This is a genomic window from Paenibacillus sp. Negev47 (genome assembly GCF_058313655.1).
Genome location: NZ_JBZFQG010000001.1, coordinates 97983 through 116220 on the forward strand (window position 1 = coordinate 97983; position 18238 = coordinate 116220).

Sequence of the window (18238 nt, forward strand, 5' to 3'; positions counted from 1 at the left end):
CATGAAAAGTCAGTTGTTTAAATGCTATTGCGGGAATGAATGGAGACAAGAGACAATCTTAGCTCCTAATCCAGAAGGATACATAGAAAGAACCTGTGATAATCACTCAGGCGGTGCAGAGCAAGTGCTGATTGTAATTAAAGAGCCAAATAAGCCTGCAAGAGCAGACATGATGGACAACACATTAGAGGGTATTCAGTCAGCTGTAGGAGGATACGTTGAAAGACACCAAAGTCACCCATTCGAAGGATATTCTTTCCTTGTGAATGAGGAACCAAGCTTTGATTCCAAAATCAATATTAGGTTCCGCAATACCTACTTTGTAGGAAATGTGCTTGTGACTAAAGAAGAAGGTGTAGAGTTTATTTCACTTACTGAAGAAGAAGCTATTACAATTATACAAGAAATGAATAAGCTGTAATCAACGTTGGTAAGGTGCTATAAGTGCCTTACCATTTCTTTTGAGAAAACCACATAATTAATGTTGTAATATTAATTATTGTGTAGTATACTCATTATGGGTGATGAAATAGATGGAAGAAGTTATAAAAAAATGGAATGACTATAATGAAGTTGATTATCTCGTTGTGAAGAAGAATATCAAGCGAGTTCTCAAGGAGAGAAATCTTAAACCTTCATATATAACGGAAGTTACACCACTTAAAATCAATGCTGCATACAGTTACATGAATGAGTCAAACAAGGGTAAACCTGATTTTATGAATTTGGTTATACTGGCAAAGGCTTTGGAAATTGATGTAACTGAATTTTTTAAACAAGTATAAAGAGTTCGTGTAACAATCAAGGAACGTCGTGTTGGAACGAAGTAACATTATGTTGTAGCGAATTTAAATAGAACGAAATTAAGGAGGAGATCAATATGGCTGTGAATGATCTTAAAGAAAAGGTTGATAAATCTTCCGAAAAAGTAAACAAGATTAAATCTACTATTGAAAGACATAAAAAACAGCTAGAGAAGAAGGTTGCTGCACTTCAAAAGCTTGGTGTTGAAATTGATCTTAACGATGTAGAAGCAGCTAAGAGGGATCAAGATGGAAATGCAGTAGAGTATTATTATGAAATATGCGATATCAAATCTAAACAAGAAGATATCAAAAATGCACACCGAAAACTTTCGGATGCAGAAGAGATTCTTGCGAGAAGAGAAAGGGATTTGAACTTAGCACTTGAAAAAGAAAGGTTCTTACATAACAATGCACCACAAGTTATTAAAGACTTTCTGGAAGAGTGGAAGAATAAAGCGTATGAATGGCATGTTCGTAAGTACAAATCATTCCCGCAATACTACAAGAACTTAAAACAGGATGTAAAGGATGCTAAAGAAGAATGCGTTAAAACATCTCCTGAGTATGTAAAGTATCTTGATGAGAATGGGGAAATTATTGAGTATTATCGAAGCAGCTATCAAATGTCGAATCTTAGACCAAGAAAGCCAATGGATAACTACTTGGATGAACGTGGGCTTTCTGAAAAGTACGTTCAACAAAGATTGTTGAATTATGCTGGAGCAACAGTCCTTAAAATGAATGATATGCGTGACGAAGAAAAGAGTTTAGCTTGGTTAAACAAGCAGCTTGAAGAAGAAAAAAAGTGGAAAATGCTTGATTTAATCAATAGGATTCATGATGTAGTAGGCAAAATAATTGACGCTCAAGGATTGCGTATTGGTGGGGAAGGTAACCTGAATGGAGTTATCATTGGAGAAAAAGGTAAAGTAACAGTACGAACTATAGGTGCTGGTGGATATAATATTCAGTGCTTTCATTTCAGAACATTGGTACAGGAAATGAAAAATGATGAAAAGAATTGAATAGGAGAGAAGCATATGAATGATCTTGAAAAGAGAATTTTTGAAATGCGGATTAAAGAAAAGGCCCTGATTGAAAAGTATGGCTTCATTGTAAGAGCTGTTCCTGCATCACAATATGATGGAAAGCATGCGAACTTTAATACGCATGGGCTGGATTATATGCATGGACATGATAATTTGCAAATAACATTAGCGGTTATACCTCCTGAAATGGCGCATGAAATTATTACTCTCATGGTTAATGACATCAAACAGGGTGCTAAATATGAAGATGGTAAGCGCTACGATAATGTAATTGCAAACTATGACGTTCTAATTAAAGCCTTTACTGAGAATGGAAGAAGGGTATTGCGTGTAATCTTCCCTGATGGAATTGGTTGCTTCCCTGAAGATGAAGCGTGTGAAGAAATTTACAAATGTCAAATTGACGATTACGATTTCGCGAAAAATCAACATGAGGATTAAATAAACATAAAAGAGGTGCAATGAATTGGCAAGACCGCGAGTGACCAAATTAGAAAATCAAGTTATTACAAAACGTCCAAACCGCACTAGACATTGCTACACAATGAGTAATGGACAAGTATTGAGTGTGTGGTTTAGACGTAGATGGACAAAGCCAAACAAACGAATACATGCAGAAATTCGTAGCATATGGGTAGTTGCTATACATGTAGGCGATAACAAACGTACAGGCAACAAGTGGACAATGGGCAAGCGTGATCACAATGTTAGTACTGGTACAGGTGGACTTGAAGCTGCAATGACATCCGTGAGATGCGTCAGAGAGTTTTGTAACAGTCTCAATTATGAATCGGAAATGAGAATTACATGGAGCGAAGGTAAGAGAGGTAGAGCATATAGATTCCTACTTAAGTATCCTGAGTTCGCTTACTACACGAAAGAAGTTGCTGGGAAGAAACAATGCATAGCTGGTCGCAATCCTAAGTACTGGACATGGGATGATCAGGCCAATCAATTCATCGGCAATAAAGTAGCAGTGGAAGTATTAGCTGCTGAAGTGAGTTAAATAAAATCTCGATTTCGTATAGTGGGGAGAGTGAATTAAGATGGATATTGACGTGACTGCAATGAGCAATTCGGAGCTGCAAGAACTGATTAGTGATATTGCTGAAGAAATGAAAGATCGTGGTTTTGAAGAAGATGGAAGGAAAATTCAAACCATATCTCGTTGTTTGGATTAGATTACATAACACATGAATGAGGTGAAAGAATGATCATTATTGAAGGGGCAAAAGGCAAATCTGTTGTGTTGGAAAATTATCTAAACAACATTGAAACTGAAGATATAGCGGTGCTCGATTCTGTGGGTCTTCATGGATTGAAGGTGAAAGATGGGGTTAATCATTATTTTTTAAAAGGTGAATCTGATGACAAGTTGATTGCGTATGTTGAAGACTACTATGATTCTAAGTTTATCGAATATGAATGGATCATCTTCTCAGTCAATACAAAAAAAATTGTTAAGTTCATCGAACTGGAAAAGAAATTCCCTGATAAGAAATTTGTTGTTACAGTTCAAAATAATAATCTTGATCAAGTTTCTATACGCGATACAAGTAGTATGAATGTTAATGTAAAGTACGTTATTAAGACTGATGAAGGATATTACTGCAAGACGAATGTTACAGGTAGCATGTTTGGTATGGCTGCTGGAATAGTAACATCAATTCAAGATGCTACAATCTACGAGTTTAGCAAAGATGATTCTGTTGAAGACCTTGAAAAAGGTGTGATTGTAAAGTGGCTTTACAGTGACGTTGTGAAGGATGGGGGCACATCACCAAAACTGATCAGGGTTAAATTGTCTGAAGTTTAATAGAGAGGATGAACAGGAATGGCTTTAATTAAAATTGAAATTAAACATGTTGGATATGATGACGCTTGGCATGAAGAATATGATTGCCGCGAAAATGATCCTAATGAATGGGCAAATGATCTTATTAACAACTTCAACAATACGCTAAGAGCTGGTGAAAGAGCACGTGAGGTTGTTGGCGTAGAGGTCTTGGATTGCAAACCTAAACAAACTGAAGCTGATCACGATTGGTATAAAACAAATGCTGTCACCATTATTAAAGGAATTAGTGCTTATGATACCATGAAGTGCGAAAATTGTGGGATTACTGGCAAACGTTTTGGTCTTGCTGAATCGATTGTGCGCGATTCAAAATATAAGGCCAAGAAGTACGAGAAGTGTAGCTTCAAGTAATGTCACATAAGAAAGGAGGTAACTATGACCACACCAAAGGAAAAGAATAGAGAAACATTGCAGGAAATTGCCAACATTGCTGGAGACATAGTTTTAATGGAAATGTTTTGGGATATGTTTGATGATCTATCCATTAAGCACCAAAAACATTATATTGAAAGAGCCAAGCGAATTGTGAAAGATCAGAGAGGTATTGAGTACAACAACCTGTCTGATAAGAAAGGAAAGTGATTATGGTTATTGAAATTGGCAGTTTCTACGCTTCAGATCATGAAAACGAAGATGGCAGTACTGAAACTAATGTGATGCTAATCGTTTCTGAGAGAGACAATGATCCTTTTGAGATTGAATCTAAGTTTTACGTTACAGAAACGATGTTACTTATTGATGGTAAGTTTGAAGAGATATACAGAAATGATTGGTTGCCAGAATTTTTCAAACGGAAAGCAACTGAAGATGAAATTGAACTGTTCAAAAGTCAGAGAAGTCAACATGGTGAGTTGAGTCATTGGTCAGAGGTGATCATGCCTAATTATTTAGGAATTGTATTCGGAAAAGAACGATAGGAGTTGATCTATGTGGCAAGCATCATTATTAAGTGTTTAGACAAAGAGACTGATGCAGAACATTTTTCGAATACATATCAAACTGAATCCTTAACTGAAGCTATGAGTCAGTGGTTGAAGGATAATGTTTATCTTGATGGTGATGATAAACTTATCATTGAGTTGGAGGAGTGACATGGGTAAGAGAGATGATATCTTGAATTTGTCTGTTCACATCCAAACAACTCATAGCGCTGATGAAAAGTTGCTTGGCCTTATCGAATTACTTGTGCTTATATCGTCTGGAACCAAATATGAGTACGAAGTTAGTGAAGCTATAAGGGTGTACAATGAAAAAGCGAAATGGGCCAATTCTTCAGGCACTATTAAATATCAGGTTTTCGATGTGATTGAAGATAAGTAATGTGTGATTTGATCTTGCATCTATGAAACTATAGGTGCAAGCGATTAATTACATATTAAGAGGAAAGGATGAATAAAATGGATGGAAAATACATACCTAAGAACATCGAAGAGTTCTATACATACATGGAAACTTATGTGGCAGGAGCGACAAGACATATTCCATGTGGATTTGAAATTAGCTTTTTCAAACACAATACAGAAGAAGGGTTCTATGTTGCTACAGAGCCTAAAACTGCTATGGTAGAGTACAAAGAAAAGTTGCTTGATGAAGATTCTTTACGGTGGTGGATGGCTAATTATCATGAAATTTTCACTCAATCACCTCATGAGGTTGAGCGAAGGTTGAAGCGGAATGGATTGAATATGAATGGTGAAAAAATAAACGAAGGAGGATCACATGGTCATGGAAATTAAAGTTGTTCTAAAAACGTCAGAGGGTGTAAAGGAAAAAGTTGTTGAGGTTTCGGCGTTATCTTTAACTTCAGAATTAATGCGGTTAGCTGCTAAACACAAAGCTTATGGTGTTGAAGCATATGAAGGTGATCAGCGGATAGCCATATTAGATGTAGGATTCAATGACAGTGAATCACGTTTTCGAGAAGAATTAAACAGACTTAAAGTCAAGCGGACAAGAGTGTCTGAAGGTGAAGTGAAAATAGCAGAGTATACAATTGACACTACGGTTGAGTTGAATGACTCAAAAGGTATAGTGAAAAAATATCTTTTAGATAGTAATTGTCATACAAGTCTTGGAATCCTGCTTGATAGGCTTCTTGAGATCAGCGAAGCCTATGAAACTGTACCATCTGATATTGCAGATGCATATGACAACTTGACTGAAACTGAAAAATGGGAAATTGTGAACGAAATCTCTGTCAGAGGTTTGGGTTGGTGACTGAATGAAATAAACATTTTATATAAGGAGTGAAAGTTGATGAATCAGATCGAAGTAATTAAAAAACTTTTTATTGAATGGGAAGATTTCAATGAAAGTGGCGAAATTCTTGGCGAAGATGAAGGTGTTCAAGATAGAAAGTTAATGTTTTTGACAGACGGAATTCTTGGTCTGGTAACGCATGATAATAAATTAGATGTTGAATTCGGTAAAATGATTCTTGAAACCCTGATTCAAATAAAAAATAAGACTACAGGTGAGTATATAGAAGACCCACAAAAGTATAGAGATTTTATTATCTCATGCAACTTTATAGAAAGCTGGCTAGAGTGGGGAACAAGCATCCGAAGACCATGGTTTAACATCGGAACAAAAATATACACAAGCGAACCTTTGACAAATGCAGGATACTATGAGAAAGATCATTTAATGCTCAGTGAGGAATTTATGGGTGAGCTTATCGAATTCCTTCAGAGTGATAACTGAAGGGAAGGGGTGACTGAATTTGAACGAATACCGTTTAGTTGAAGCATTAAATATCATTGCGAACGTACTTGATAAAGTGGATACGGAAATAAGAATTCTTGCTGATTCAGTTGAAGGATATAAAATTGATGAAAGTATTGATCAGGATATCAAAGAGCTTAAATCCGTAATTGGTTGTATACGTGATTAATTTATAATTAGGAGTGTGAAGAGATGAAAAGGATAACGCGAAGATTAAGCGGCGGATCAATTGAATTTATTGATGGTCAAGGATATGCTAGTCTTACTCATGCAGAGGGAGTGAAGTTACTTCTTGAAAGATTGGCCTTGTATGAAGACACAGGGCTTTCACCATCGGATATACATAACGTCAGCAATGGTTCTGAACTACAAGGTATGATTGAACTGACAAGGAATAGTGATTCTGAATTATTCGCTCTAAGTGTCTCCAGCATCACCAAGATTGAACCAATTAGTGAACCACAAGAAGTAGAAGGTGTAAAGTGGTATGTTTGTAAAATTGACACAAATGGTAGAAAGTTCTATATAGTCAGAGAATCCTATCGGCAAATCAGAAATAAAATCATTGCAGCAACCGCAAGTAATAAGCAGAAAGGATAGGAGGAAACCATGAAAATAAACGGAGTAGTTGAGATTATTGTTGATGACAAGGAAATTGCAAAGTATTTGTGGAATAAAATAACTGCTTTAACTGGAACGAAAAAACATCCAAGTGATGAATGGTATACTGATGAAACTGGTTCAGTTTATATCGGTAGTAAGGAATGCAATGTGTCTGACAACGAAATTGTTGGAAGACTAGTAGATACTGCTAATTATCTGACAAACGAAGCATTATTGAAAATCGACAGTAAAACAGGTCGAACTTACATGTGGAGCAAGTCAATCATTTAAGAATATTTTGAGGAGGAATTTACATGCATGTACCAACAGTTAAAATGATGCTTCGATTCAGTGCGGAGGGTGAAACAAGAGATGTTATATTGGAAGACTATCCTAAAATCGAAGAAATGAAATCATATGATTTTGACCATATTGTAATAGGTGAATATCCTTTTGATCACCATGAAGAAGTTGGAAGAGCGTCAATTCAAAATAAAAACACTGATTCATTAAATTATAGTTATGTTTATAATGAAAGAAAAAACTATACGAAGGTGAAAATGATTCCGATTCTTGAATTTGATGGTATGTACTTTGAAGGCTTAAAACCATTCAAGATCAATCAGGACAATGACGTATGAGCAATGATAAGGTGAGATGCCCTGATTGTAAAGGAACAGGTGTATACACTCCTCCAGAGGGTGGAGAGGGCTGGGAATGTCAGCTGTGTGATGGTGAATGTGTGCTTGATCGTAAAGAAGCTGAGGAACATGTACAAAAATGGAATAACTATAAGGAAATGATGTCTTCGGTTAAAGGTTTAAACATTGAACCTTAAACAATATGCTGCTATCCTGTTACGTACAGGATAGTGTATGCCTTAATGATTTGATAAGGGAATCGAATCATTAAGGCATACACTATTAGGAGGTGAATGAGTGATATGGAAGGGTTTAACTTCGATATGTTGACAAAAGTACCTAAAGCGAGAAAAAGTGGACTGACATACAAACTGAATGAGTATGATCTGAAACGATACATCTCAGATAATAAAGACGATCTGCAAGATGTTTATGTCTGTATTGCTGAAGAAGCATATGCAACAATTGATGTCTATTGGAATTATGAAGATGGATTCAATCGTAAGGTGTGGAAGTGCAAGAGTTTGTGGGGAACGCCAAGTGTGATTGCTTATTTTAGAAATGCTGATGAGCCAGTTACATTTGAATGTTATGAAGTGATGCATGTGGTAAAGATAAATAAAATGGAAAGAAAACATCTTATAAGCATGTTTCGAAAATTGTTTAGTATCTAGGGAGGTAAATATAATGAAACAAGAAGACAAAGATGTAATTGCTGAGGATATGGCAGCAAAATTAAACGTGACAAACGAAGAAGCTAAAGCTATGCTAGATGCAGCAATTACATCTATCTACAAAAATGGATATGCAATCACAGCAACATATAAGGCATTATATAAGAAGAGAGATAATTAAGTAACAAGAAAAGGACTTGGTGAAATCATTGCGTTTACTGAAAACCATGCAGTTCATATCTATTATCATTATCATAATAAGTTCAACGTATATTGTGTATCTATCCAATGAGCTGAAAAATAAGACTGAAATCATAAATGAATTGCAAAGACCTATGGCAAGAGTTGAATCATCTAATAATGATTTTGAATTGTTTGCCAGATCAGTCGCATATACATCATATGAAACTGTTCTAGATACTAATAATATTAAAGTATATGTATTCCCTTCTGATGACAGTGAACTAATCTTCCGCTTATTTCATGAATGGCAAAAGCAAAGAAAGGTTGATGATGGGTTTGAAGAGTAAGAAAGATATCATAAAAGAATATGACAATTTCGAACTTTATAAGGCAGATAAAACCCTCATGGAGAAAAAAGGATATCAATACATAGTACTCTCTAGAGGTAATAGCAAAGGCAAGTATGTTGTGGTGTACTATAAATCTGCTATTAAATCATTTAGTTAACATTAAATATATTGTAATTGAAGTACATGTATAAATTAAAATGAAAGGTTGATATGGATGTTTGTTAAATCGAACAAATGGGTGAAACGATTTATTGATCTCAAAGAAATACCTGAAGGTACACTGCTTAGGGCACACTATCCAGAGAAGAAAGGAACATGCGCTGGGAGTGTGACATTTGAAGTCAGAGTGGAACGTAGTGTTCGCACTTTTGTAAGATTAAATGAAAATGAAGTAATTAGTGCAGGTAGACTATGGCAGAGGTATGATGATGGAATTGAGATTCTTCAAAATGCAGGAGAGACAAATTCGGTTATTACTTCTTAAGCTATCGACCAGACGCGACAGGAGCGCCTATAAAGCGTTACCTGACGTGTCTTAATGTCGTGTAAGAAGAATCTTCTAAGAAGCAGTATAGCGAATGGTGAAAGGTGTGAGCGTGAAATGTTGGCTTGGACTTACGTATATAATCCGTTTACGATTGGTGGGAGAAGTTATATACCTACTGGTTTTGAATTTGAAGACAGCTCTGAGATCGATTTAGGCAAAGGATTTGCAGGGTTCTTAATAGAGTCTCCTGAAGGTCGCACAATCGTTGTAGAGAAGCTATCAGGAGGTATAATAGGCAGCACCGTAGATCAGGTGAGGGCAGATATAGAAAAGGCTAGTGAAGAAACAATGAGGTTACAAGTGGAAGTGGCAGCAAAGGAAATCCCAAATGTACACATGGTAACTGTTGAAGAATTCTGGGATATCTATAATAACGCAAAGTGATTTAAAGTTGACTATAGTGAGGGCATAATATATGTATATTAGAAAAGAAATCTATCCAATTAACTTAGTGTTTGACAACATCAAACCTTATGAAATGAAAAAGAATAATCCCGTCTCTCAGGTAAATTATGATGGCGATATGATTTACATGGTATCACACAGATACTGGACTTTTTTAACAAAAGGAACATCGTGTTGTGTGTGCGGTGTTATTGGATGTTATTTCGCCAAGGAAAGAAGTTTAGACTCCAATAGATATCATTTGAATTTGTATGCAGTAAATGATGATGGTGAAGAGGTATTAATGACTAAAGATCACATTTTACCAAAATCAAGGGGTGGTTCAAATCATCTGTCAAATTACCAAACTATGTGTACAGTGTGCAATTCTAAAAAAGGCAACAAGTTAGAAGGTGAATAACACAAGCTTGTCGCATAATCGTACATGAAGGAGTAGGGCCAGTGGAAGTTACATTCATACTAAGAAGATGCATTAACAGATTCAAGACACTGAGCGACAACGAAATCATACTAATCCTCATGCATGAGGGAATTATTGGCCACAATTATCTAACTAAAAGCGAATAGGAAGTTGATAACAGCTTCAGACAAACACCTATCTATACCATAAAAGATAGGTGTTTTCTTATATCACCAGAAACAGATGGCAATATATTCTATTTGTCGTTGACTATAGACATGTAATATAATAAAAAAGCCTTCATTCCGTTGACATTGATATAGCGTTAAGATATAATCAATACAGTGATAAGGATTAATTTCCCATATAAAAAAACAAAAATAAGAGGAAACTTTATCACACTTATAAAGATAAAAATAAAGTAAAATGAATTTAACTTCCCCCTTTTATGTTTATCATTCAATTTAAATGGTTAAAATATCTCATGATTTAAAAATGTGTTGTCAGGAGCAGATGTAAATATGGAAAAGAAAAAAGTATCTGATCTAATAAATCACCTAGAAAGGGTAGTATTGGATGTTAAACATGACAAAAAAGTGGTTGGAAGCATAAAAGATGTTATGTTTAACAGACATAAAGTAATGAGAGGTGAAGTGCAACGTATATTTATGGGTAGAGAAAAGCTTGAAACATTAAGCGAAAAGACCTTAGTTGCATTTGCTTTCGAATTATTTAGAGAAACTAATGTTACCAATATAAGTCCTTATAATTACTTTGATGAAGAAGTTGTCAAAAACGCAACAGAAACGGTTGATGCACAGGAAATTATCCAAATACATAACAATGAATTCCCTATTGTGCTAAACAATGTTGATGTAGCGGAAGACGGAAAAGCTTTTAATTTATCTATTGATGGAAGGGAGCTTATGCTTCTTTACAATTCAAATTTGTTAGAATATAATTATGAAATTAATAAAAAATACAAATTTACACCTACAAAAGTAGGGAAACTTGTACAAACCCTCGATATAAATTTAAAAGAAGCCCGTAAAATCGCTAAGGAAATTGTTAAGAAAACTTATAAAATACGTACTATTGTTTTAAATATACTTAAAGATAGTGCTAAAGCTGAATATAATACTGATCAGTTTGAGTATGATGGTAAAAAACTAACTATATATAAATCTAAAATTGATATTGTAACCGGACTGATGGATATAACAGCCCTAAACTTCCTATATGAAGAAAACCCCAACTTTAAACTAAATATTGAACTAGAGATCAGAAATGATGATATCACTGATATTAAAAAGTATTTCAACAAATTGAACATTAAAGGTGTGGTGAATTAATATGACTAGAGTAATAACTAAACTTTATAACCAAGAGAGAAAAGAACAATACTTAAGCGACTTTCCTAAAGATACACAAAAAACCTATAGAAGACTGTTTAAAATATCCTCACCTATGGAATTCTTGTTGGAAAAAGACTTAAGCGAATTTAATCAAAATGAATTAGAAGATATCCTTTATGACTTAGACCCATTAACAGCTCCTGCTTCTCACTCAAATGGTAGAATTATTACCTCTTACATTAACTGGGCTAGAGATCAGGATAAATCAGACAAGATTAATCCCTTGAAAAAGGTAGATGGCGAATGGTTTAATAAATTCGTGGATACATCTAAAAAACTCTATTTCACAGCTGATGAGATTGAAACATTCGAAAATAACTGTGAGAATGCACAAGATGCTGTAATTGTGAGATTGTTATTTGAATCCATAAATGGTAAAGAAAGCATTGAAATTCGCATGTTACACAAAGACGATGTAGACAAAGAGAACAATATCTTAACAACACGCGATGAAAAACACAATGAATTACGTAAAGTTAAAGTGTCTGACCGCGCAATTAAGCTCATAACTGATGCTTATAAGGAAACAACCTATACAAAGAAAAATGGTCAAATGGAAGAGCATGACAATGTGAGAGATTTCACGGACTTAATTGCTACTGATTATATTGTTAGAACATCTAAAATTTTCACTAAAAAACTCAATTATGGAGCAGTGCTACCTTCTGTTATTTACAGAAGAATTAGCGCAATTGGATCATACTTCGATCTTCCATACTTCACTACCAAAAACATCTTTAGATCAGGTGTAATATATATGGGATACCAAATATTGGTGTCTAAAAAAGAACAAGGTTTAGAAGCACTTTTCGACAAAAATGACTATTTAGCCATAGCTGCAAGATTTAACATCAAGAATCACTACACAATCAAAGAGTATTGCAATGAGGAAGTTATCGGAAACCTGTATGGCATGAATTAAGTGTTTAGTCAAAAAGGTATTATCAATACCTTATTATGCATTGTCAATACCCGAAATAGAGGGGATCAACATGGGTAGGCAAGTTAACAATGTTATGGAAGCAAAAATTAATGAAGAACTGATAGATGCTTATTTACTGAGAAAGAATTGGACTATTGATGAACTTCTAACGAAGTTAAAAGAACAATATGGTATTGATATTGGTTATAAAATGTTTGCGAAATTACTTAGAAATCAAGGCAGCTGGAAGCTGACTTACGCGATGGCCTTGAGTGAATTTACTAAAATTAAAATGACCAAGTTATTTCATCTTGTAGAGGAGAAATAACTTGGTTTTTTCTACTATAGTTATACTTTTGTGGGACGAATGTCTACAAAAGTAGAATATAATAACGTGAACTTGACATGAAATACAATCCCATAATATACTAATCAAGCACAAGTTCGACATATGTTATTGAACAATATATTGAATTTCAACTGGAGGAATGCAATAAATGAAATCGAATCTAGCTTTTGTGGGGGAAAGACTCCATAAACACAAGGAGGTCACAGGGTTGTGTGCGGAACATCTGGATTTTTTGATCACAAATGCGAGTGAGAAGCAACTATATTACGAACGATTCTGGAGAGAAGATTGTCCAAATCTGTCAGTTCTAGATTTTCAGAAGCACAAGATCATCACCATGTCCATGACGTTTAGCCAATTTGTCATTAGGTTGCACAACAATGACAAAGAAGCAATTGAGCAGCTTGCTCAACAGCCAGTGGAAGATAAGATCATGGAAAAGATTAGAGAAAGACTTGCTGATGGAACATATACACCTGAAACTATGTATGCCAAGTTTAAAGCTGATGTAGGGATCAACGTTGCCAGATTCACACAGAAATTAAGAGAATTTTAACAGTTTTATAGAGTGTTCGTAGTCTGTTCGGGTACATAGAACAGCTTGATGTAGGAAGATGTCAGACAATTTGATGTGGAGTGTGGGTGCGTAGATGAGTATTTGCGAAAACAAAGTCAATGTCAAAATAGGACTTTCAGCAGATGTAATTATAACGGATGAGATTAAAAGCAAGATGAAGCAAATGTTTCCTGAAGCTTGTGAATTATATAATGAAGAGGAAACCATCGGATTATTGTATTTATACCATATCGTTGACAAGGTTATCCCTGAGATATTACTGAGGGATAACCTGAATGGTTTAAATAACATTACCCTTGATTGAACCGGTTGAAACACACATAGAGTCAAAAATTTGACATTTCAACAGATGTAAAATAAAATGAATAACATCAAACAAAGGAAAGAAGGATGCAAGCATGTTGAACAAACTGAATGAAGACAAAATCATTGCACTTAAGGCAAAAGACAAGGCTCAACTTTCGATCATTCGACAACTCATTAGCAAGGTTCAGAACCTTGAAATTAAGCTATTGAGAGCTGCTACTGATCAGGAAATTCAAGCTGAACTACAGTCGTATAAGAAGCAAACAGTTGAAGAAAAAGCAGCTTTCATAAAAACAGGAAATGTTGAAAGAGTCGCAATTCTGGAGAAGGAAATTGCATATGTTCAATCTCTTTTGCCTAAACAGATGACACTAGATGAAGTAAGAAAGGCTATAGAAGATGTTATTGCACTATTGAAAATTAACAAAAGTGCAGTAAATCAAGGTTCAATCATGAAGCAATTGATGCCAATGATCGCTGGTAAAGCAGATAACAAATTGGTAAGCCAGCTTGTAGCAACATACTTGTAATATATAAAATAAAATAAAAGAGGTTTTAATGTGAAGAACACTCACCTGATACTAGCAATCATCCTATTCGTAATTGTAGGATATTACACATCATCTTCAACAATTGAAGCTGTATCTGCAATTTCGGGGTTGTTTTGTGTAGCTCTTGCAGCAAAAGAAAACATTTGGAATTACCCTATTGGTTTCGTTAACATTGCAGCATTCATGTACATTTTCTATGACGCAAAGCTTTATGCAGATTTTACACTACAGATTGTATTTTTGATCTTAGGAGTCTTTGGTTGGGTGTATTGGCTGAAGAATAAAGGTGACAAGACAGTGAGAGAAACAACCTTACTGACTAAGAAGGGTTACATTATATCAACCATCACAGTTATATTAGTACCAATCATATGGGCATATCTACTTAAAACGTACACAGACGCTTCTATCCCTTATCTGGACTCGCTTATTGCAACATTGAGCATACTAGCTCAAGTTCTTCTTTCGAAGAAGGTACTGCAAAACTGGTACGTCTGGATTGTAGTAGATATCCTGTCAGTGGCAATGTATATGCACAAAGATTTACACATGATCGCTTTGTTGTATGTAGTGTTCCTATTCAATGCAGTAATGGGTGCTGTCTTATGGCATAAGAACTTTAAGGAGAATCGTAGAGATGCAGTTAACATTTGAACCACAGACTGAAGTGAAACCAATGCTGAAATTCGAAACAACATATAAGCCAGTGAGTACAAAATTAATTAGAGGACTTGTGATTGGTAAGTTTATGCCTATGACAAAAGGACATATGGCTTTAATCAACTATGCGAAGAGTATGGTAGATGAATTAACAGTAATGGTTTGCAGCTTATCTACTGAACCTATTGATGGTCAGATGAGATATGAATGGGTAAGAGATACATTCCCTAACGTGAGAGTTGTGCATTTGGACAGAGAAGATATGCCACAGGAGCCAAAAGATCATCCAGACTTCTGGAGTTTTTGGAAGCTTGAAACAAAGAGATTTCATCCTGAACCATTAGATTTTATCTTCTCTTCAGAGGATTATGGCTACAAGTATGCAGAGGTTATGAACTGTACACATATCCAATTTGATAAGGAAAGAAAGATCGTGCCAATCTCTGCAACAAAGGTAAGAAATAATCCATTTGCTCAATGGGATTTTATCCCCGACATCGTAAAACCATATTACAGCAAGAAGGTACTGGTTATCGGTGGTGAGAGTACAGGCAAATCAACACTAACAGAGAATTTGTCATTGTACTTTAATGGCTTAGGGCTTAGAACTGCTGGTGTTCAAGAGTTTGCTAGAGCATGGATCGATACGAATTTGGATGGAGATATGAATAGACTGCTACCACATGACATCTTATCTTTTGGAAGACAACAAATGACAGAAGTTAAAAGGGCTGAGATGAATGGTAACAAGTTAATCATCTCTGACACAGATGCGCTTGTATCTGCTGTGTTTTACAAAAAGTTTTATGGTGGAGAAATGCCACAATATCTTGTTGATATTGTAATCAGAGAAAAGTGGGATTTAGTGTTGTTTTTACAGCCAGATGTTCCGTGGATAGACGATGGACAACGCAATTTAGGCTCAGAGGAAGATAGAGAAGATGTAAGAATAACATTTAAAAAGCTATTGACTATTCTTGATTGGAACTATGTTGAAATTGAAGGTAGCTGGTATGAAAGGTTAGATAAATCAATAACAGAGGTGAAAAAGATTTTATTTTAGTTGTTACAGACGTTAAATAAAATGAACCTAGAAGGAGGAATTAATGGCAGAATTAATCGTACAAATCTCCAAAATAGATGAGGTAATTCCACATGCTAATGCTGATCGTCTGGAGATTGCAGTTGTAAAAGGGTGGAACTGCATTATACAAAAGGATAGTTACAAACAAGGTGATCTTATTACGTTCATCCCACCAGATAGCATTATACCACCAGATTTGATAAACAAACATAGTCTAGAATTCCTACGCAAAGATGGACGTGTAAAAACAATAAGACTACGAGGATTCGTGTCTCAGGGTTTAATCCTGCCAGCTGTTAAAGGATATCTGGAAGGTGAAGACGTAGCGAAGAAGTTAGGAATTACAAAGCATGAGCCTAAAGCTCCAAAATATCAGCAAGATCAGTATGGTAAAAAGAAGACTTCCAAAAAGGTAGTAAATCGATATTTCGATAAATGCACAAGTCCAAGCAATATCAAGCATTATCCGAATGTATTTGAAGTAGGAGAAAAAGTTGTAGTAACAGAGAAGATTCATGGAACATCTTGGAGAGCTGGTAACCTACCTAAAACAGAAAAATCGATATGGGACAAAATGAAAGCAGCTGTTCAGAAAGTATTTAGAAAATATAATCCATATGAGTTTGTATACGGTAGTCACAATGTACAGATCACTCACAACAACAGATACAAAGGGTTCTACGGTGATGATATCTATGGCAAGGTAGCAGAAAAGTATAAAGTGAAAGAATTGATTCCTGAAGATTATACAGTGTTTGGCGAAGCTTATGGTGAGGGCATACAGGATTTAAATTATGGGGTTATGGGTGACATTGACCTGATGGTATTTGATGTTAAATACAAAGGACAATTTCTAGGATATGAAGAGATGATTAATTTCTGTCAAGAGTTCGACTTGCCGCATGTGCCTGTACTGTACGTTGGCCCATACTATGAGGGATTGGTAGAAGAGCATACTGATGGTATGTCTACAATCGCGCCTGATCAGATCAGAGAAGGTTGTATGATTAATTCCTATGTGGAGATCAATGATTATCAAATTGGTCGTAAGATGCTTAAGTCTATTTCGGTTGACTACCTCACCAGAAACAATGCAACGGAGTATCATTGATATAACAGATGTAAAGTAAAACGAAAGAGGTGTGTGAATGGAATTAGTGATACTTGTAGGGCTTCCCGCTTCTGGGAAGTCATACTATAGCAATCAAAAGATAGATGAAGGATACCATGTAATATCTTCTGATGATCTGAGAGAAGAACTGACAAATGATATCGGCAACCAAGACGAGAATGATAAGGTATTCGCAGAAATGTATTCAAGAGCTAAACAGAAATTAAAAGAAGGTTTTAACGTAGTTCTTGATTCAACTAACATCTCTGCCAAGAGAAGACGAAATGTCATAAATGAGTTCAGAAAGCATGCCAACAAGATTACTGCTGTCTATTTTAACACTCCATACGAAACGTGTCTGGTTAGAAATTCTGCCAGAGGTAGGGTTGTGCCTAAACATGTGATTGAAAGAATGTATAAGCAGCTTGAGATACCTACTTTAGCAGAGGGTTTCGATGCAATACACGTGAGAGATTATAAAAGTGTAAACCTTTTTGCCAAAACCCTTCGTGATGTATTAGATAAACAAATAACAACACCTCAAAGCTTTGATGATCTGTTTGATGAATTTGGATCAACAGATTTTAAAAACATTAGAAATTTGGGACAGGATAGCAAGTATCACAGCTTCACAGTTGGTAGACATACTTACTATGTATGGAAGTACATTCTTGAAAATTACACAGGTGAGGATAAGCTAGTGATGCTTTATGCAGCTATGTTCCATGATACAGGTAAGTACTTTTGCAAAACGTTTGAGAACAGAAACAGGAGCGAAGGTAGATATGCCAACTTTATCGGACATGAACATGTATCAGCACAATTAGCTGTAGAATTTTTAAGTGAGTGGGGATATGCAACAAACTTTATTCTACGAGTAGTTGAAATCGTTCAAAATCATATGAAACTGCTTAATATTGCAGACAATAAAAAGGCAATTAAGAAGTTGAAGTCCAAAGTCGGTGAAGATGTATTTAATAAGCTGGTCTTTTTCCGAGAAGCAGATACCAGCGCAAAATGATA

General features: G+C 35.4%; 36 protein-coding genes. All 36 read left to right on the forward strand.

What is annotated here, in order from left to right:
- The first annotated feature begins 1 nt into the window (after nucleotide 1).
- The 36 genes from AC4G47_RS31125 (at nucleotide 2) to AC4G47_RS31300 (ending at nucleotide 18236) form a co-directional block, all read left to right on the forward strand.
- On the forward strand, nucleotides 2-421 hold the full coding sequence (locus AC4G47_RS31125) for a DUF3846 domain-containing protein (RefSeq protein WP_491106870.1): 420 nt from the start codon (nucleotides 2-4) through the stop codon (nucleotides 419-421).
- 112 nt (nucleotides 422-533) lie between these two features.
- Entirely contained in the window at nucleotides 534-785 is a 252-nt protein-coding gene (locus AC4G47_RS31130; RefSeq protein WP_491106871.1) for a hypothetical protein, read from the forward strand.
- A gap of 95 nt (nucleotides 786-880) precedes the next feature.
- Nucleotides 881-1831, forward strand: a complete 951-nt coding sequence (locus AC4G47_RS31135) for a hypothetical protein (protein ID WP_491106872.1) — start codon at nucleotides 881-883, stop codon at nucleotides 1829-1831.
- A 15-nt stretch (nucleotides 1832-1846) separates the two neighbouring features.
- Nucleotides 1847-2296 (forward strand): DUF4262 domain-containing protein, encoded by a 450-nt coding sequence (locus tag AC4G47_RS31140; RefSeq protein ID WP_491106873.1) that lies wholly within the window; start codon nucleotides 1847-1849, stop codon nucleotides 2294-2296.
- 25 nt (nucleotides 2297-2321) lie between these two features.
- Nucleotides 2322-2861 (forward strand): hypothetical protein, encoded by a 540-nt coding sequence (locus AC4G47_RS31145; protein ID WP_491106874.1) that lies wholly within the window; start codon nucleotides 2322-2324, stop codon nucleotides 2859-2861.
- A gap of 40 nt (nucleotides 2862-2901) precedes the next feature.
- Entirely contained in the window at nucleotides 2902-3036 is a 135-nt protein-coding gene (locus tag AC4G47_RS31150) for a hypothetical protein (RefSeq protein ID WP_491106875.1), read from the forward strand.
- 29 nt (nucleotides 3037-3065) lie between these two features.
- Complete coding sequence (locus tag AC4G47_RS31155; RefSeq protein ID WP_491106876.1) at nucleotides 3066-3671, forward strand: hypothetical protein; 606 nt, start codon at nucleotides 3066-3068, stop codon at nucleotides 3669-3671.
- An 18-nt stretch (nucleotides 3672-3689) separates the two neighbouring features.
- A complete protein-coding gene (locus AC4G47_RS31160) occupies nucleotides 3690-4064 on the forward strand; it encodes a hypothetical protein (protein WP_491106877.1) in 375 nt (124 codons plus the stop codon).
- Nucleotides 4065-4088: 24 nt separating this feature from the next.
- A complete protein-coding gene (locus AC4G47_RS31165) occupies nucleotides 4089-4295 on the forward strand; it encodes a hypothetical protein (RefSeq protein WP_491106878.1) in 207 nt (68 codons plus the stop codon).
- A gap of 2 nt (nucleotides 4296-4297) precedes the next feature.
- A complete protein-coding gene (locus tag AC4G47_RS31170; protein WP_491106879.1) occupies nucleotides 4298-4630 on the forward strand; it encodes a hypothetical protein in 333 nt (110 codons plus the stop codon).
- Between the two features lie 12 nt (nucleotides 4631-4642).
- Nucleotides 4643-4804, forward strand: a complete 162-nt coding sequence (locus AC4G47_RS31175; protein WP_491106880.1) for a hypothetical protein — start codon at nucleotides 4643-4645, stop codon at nucleotides 4802-4804.
- Between the two features lies 1 nt (nucleotide 4805).
- Nucleotides 4806-5033, forward strand: coding sequence for a hypothetical protein (locus AC4G47_RS31180; protein ID WP_491106881.1), 228 nt, complete (start codon nucleotides 4806-4808; stop codon nucleotides 5031-5033).
- Between the two features lie 68 nt (nucleotides 5034-5101).
- Nucleotides 5102-5449 (forward strand): hypothetical protein, encoded by a 348-nt coding sequence (locus AC4G47_RS31185; protein ID WP_491106882.1) that lies wholly within the window; start codon nucleotides 5102-5104, stop codon nucleotides 5447-5449.
- A complete protein-coding gene (locus AC4G47_RS31190) occupies nucleotides 5439-5930 on the forward strand; it encodes a hypothetical protein (protein WP_491106883.1) in 492 nt (163 codons plus the stop codon). Before AC4G47_RS31185 ends, AC4G47_RS31190 begins: the two co-directional genes overlap by 11 nt.
- Nucleotides 5931-5969: 39 nt before the next feature.
- Nucleotides 5970-6416, forward strand: coding sequence for a hypothetical protein (locus AC4G47_RS31195; protein WP_491106884.1), 447 nt, complete (start codon nucleotides 5970-5972; stop codon nucleotides 6414-6416).
- A gap of 19 nt (nucleotides 6417-6435) precedes the next feature.
- Entirely contained in the window at nucleotides 6436-6606 is a 171-nt protein-coding gene (locus tag AC4G47_RS31200) for a hypothetical protein (protein ID WP_491106885.1), read from the forward strand.
- 23 nt (nucleotides 6607-6629) lie between these two features.
- Entirely contained in the window at nucleotides 6630-7037 is a 408-nt protein-coding gene (locus AC4G47_RS31205; protein WP_491106886.1) for a hypothetical protein, read from the forward strand.
- 9 nt (nucleotides 7038-7046) lie between these two features.
- A complete protein-coding gene (locus AC4G47_RS31210; RefSeq protein WP_491106887.1) occupies nucleotides 7047-7331 on the forward strand; it encodes a hypothetical protein in 285 nt (94 codons plus the stop codon).
- A gap of 23 nt (nucleotides 7332-7354) precedes the next feature.
- A complete protein-coding gene (locus AC4G47_RS31215) occupies nucleotides 7355-7681 on the forward strand; it encodes a hypothetical protein (protein WP_491106888.1) in 327 nt (108 codons plus the stop codon).
- Nucleotides 7678-7878, forward strand: a complete 201-nt coding sequence (locus AC4G47_RS31220; RefSeq protein ID WP_491106889.1) for a hypothetical protein — start codon at nucleotides 7678-7680, stop codon at nucleotides 7876-7878. The genes AC4G47_RS31215 and AC4G47_RS31220 overlap by 4 nt, the downstream gene beginning before the upstream one ends.
- A 96-nt stretch (nucleotides 7879-7974) precedes the next feature.
- On the forward strand, nucleotides 7975-8355 hold the full coding sequence (locus tag AC4G47_RS31225) for a hypothetical protein (protein ID WP_491106890.1): 381 nt from the start codon (nucleotides 7975-7977) through the stop codon (nucleotides 8353-8355).
- A 13-nt stretch (nucleotides 8356-8368) separates the two neighbouring features.
- Nucleotides 8369-8536 carry a hypothetical protein gene (locus AC4G47_RS31230; RefSeq protein ID WP_491106891.1) on the forward strand — a complete coding sequence of 56 codons (168 nt, stop codon included), beginning with the start codon at nucleotides 8369-8371 and terminating at the stop codon, nucleotides 8534-8536.
- A gap of 19 nt (nucleotides 8537-8555) precedes the next feature.
- Nucleotides 8556-8885: a hypothetical protein gene (locus AC4G47_RS31235; protein ID WP_491106892.1), complete on the forward strand. Its 330-nt coding sequence runs from the start codon at nucleotides 8556-8558 to the stop codon at nucleotides 8883-8885.
- Between the two features lie 217 nt (nucleotides 8886-9102).
- Nucleotides 9103-9372: a hypothetical protein gene (locus AC4G47_RS31240; RefSeq protein ID WP_491106893.1), complete on the forward strand. Its 270-nt coding sequence runs from the start codon at nucleotides 9103-9105 to the stop codon at nucleotides 9370-9372.
- A gap of 117 nt (nucleotides 9373-9489) precedes the next feature.
- Nucleotides 9490-9819: a hypothetical protein gene (locus AC4G47_RS31245; protein ID WP_491106894.1), complete on the forward strand. Its 330-nt coding sequence runs from the start codon at nucleotides 9490-9492 to the stop codon at nucleotides 9817-9819.
- A 31-nt stretch (nucleotides 9820-9850) separates the two neighbouring features.
- Nucleotides 9851-10240: an HNH endonuclease gene (locus tag AC4G47_RS31250; RefSeq protein ID WP_491106895.1), complete on the forward strand. Its 390-nt coding sequence runs from the start codon at nucleotides 9851-9853 to the stop codon at nucleotides 10238-10240.
- A gap of 521 nt (nucleotides 10241-10761) precedes the next feature.
- Nucleotides 10762-11592: a hypothetical protein gene (locus tag AC4G47_RS31255; RefSeq protein ID WP_491106896.1), complete on the forward strand. Its 831-nt coding sequence runs from the start codon at nucleotides 10762-10764 to the stop codon at nucleotides 11590-11592.
- A gap of 1 nt (nucleotide 11593) precedes the next feature.
- The gene (locus tag AC4G47_RS31260) at nucleotides 11594-12577 is read left to right on the forward strand and encodes a phage lytic cycle repressor MrpR family protein (RefSeq protein WP_491106897.1); all 984 of its coding nucleotides are present in this window, start codon (nucleotides 11594-11596) and stop codon (nucleotides 12575-12577) included.
- 70 nt (nucleotides 12578-12647) lie between these two features.
- On the forward strand, nucleotides 12648-12905 hold the full coding sequence (locus AC4G47_RS31265) for a hypothetical protein (protein ID WP_491106898.1): 258 nt from the start codon (nucleotides 12648-12650) through the stop codon (nucleotides 12903-12905).
- A gap of 169 nt (nucleotides 12906-13074) precedes the next feature.
- Nucleotides 13075-13482 carry a hypothetical protein gene (locus tag AC4G47_RS31270; protein WP_491106899.1) on the forward strand — a complete coding sequence of 136 codons (408 nt, stop codon included), beginning with the start codon at nucleotides 13075-13077 and terminating at the stop codon, nucleotides 13480-13482.
- 94 nt (nucleotides 13483-13576) lie between these two features.
- Entirely contained in the window at nucleotides 13577-13807 is a 231-nt protein-coding gene (locus tag AC4G47_RS31275; RefSeq protein WP_491106900.1) for a hypothetical protein, read from the forward strand.
- A 94-nt stretch (nucleotides 13808-13901) separates the two neighbouring features.
- Nucleotides 13902-14339, forward strand: coding sequence for a GatB/YqeY domain-containing protein (locus tag AC4G47_RS31280; protein WP_491106901.1), 438 nt, complete (start codon nucleotides 13902-13904; stop codon nucleotides 14337-14339).
- Between the two features lie 30 nt (nucleotides 14340-14369).
- Nucleotides 14370-15014, forward strand: coding sequence for a nicotinamide riboside transporter PnuC (gene pnuC, locus AC4G47_RS31285; RefSeq protein WP_491106902.1), 645 nt, complete (start codon nucleotides 14370-14372; stop codon nucleotides 15012-15014).
- Complete coding sequence (locus AC4G47_RS31290; protein WP_491106903.1) at nucleotides 14998-16083, forward strand: AAA family ATPase; 1086 nt, start codon at nucleotides 14998-15000, stop codon at nucleotides 16081-16083. The genes pnuC and AC4G47_RS31290 overlap by 17 nt, the downstream gene beginning before the upstream one ends.
- A 43-nt stretch (nucleotides 16084-16126) precedes the next feature.
- Nucleotides 16127-17215: an RNA ligase family protein gene (locus AC4G47_RS31295; RefSeq protein ID WP_491106904.1), complete on the forward strand. Its 1089-nt coding sequence runs from the start codon at nucleotides 16127-16129 to the stop codon at nucleotides 17213-17215.
- A 37-nt stretch (nucleotides 17216-17252) separates the two neighbouring features.
- Nucleotides 17253-18236, forward strand: coding sequence for an AAA family ATPase (locus AC4G47_RS31300; protein WP_491106905.1), 984 nt, complete (start codon nucleotides 17253-17255; stop codon nucleotides 18234-18236).
- Nucleotides 18237-18238: the final 2 nt, after the last annotated feature.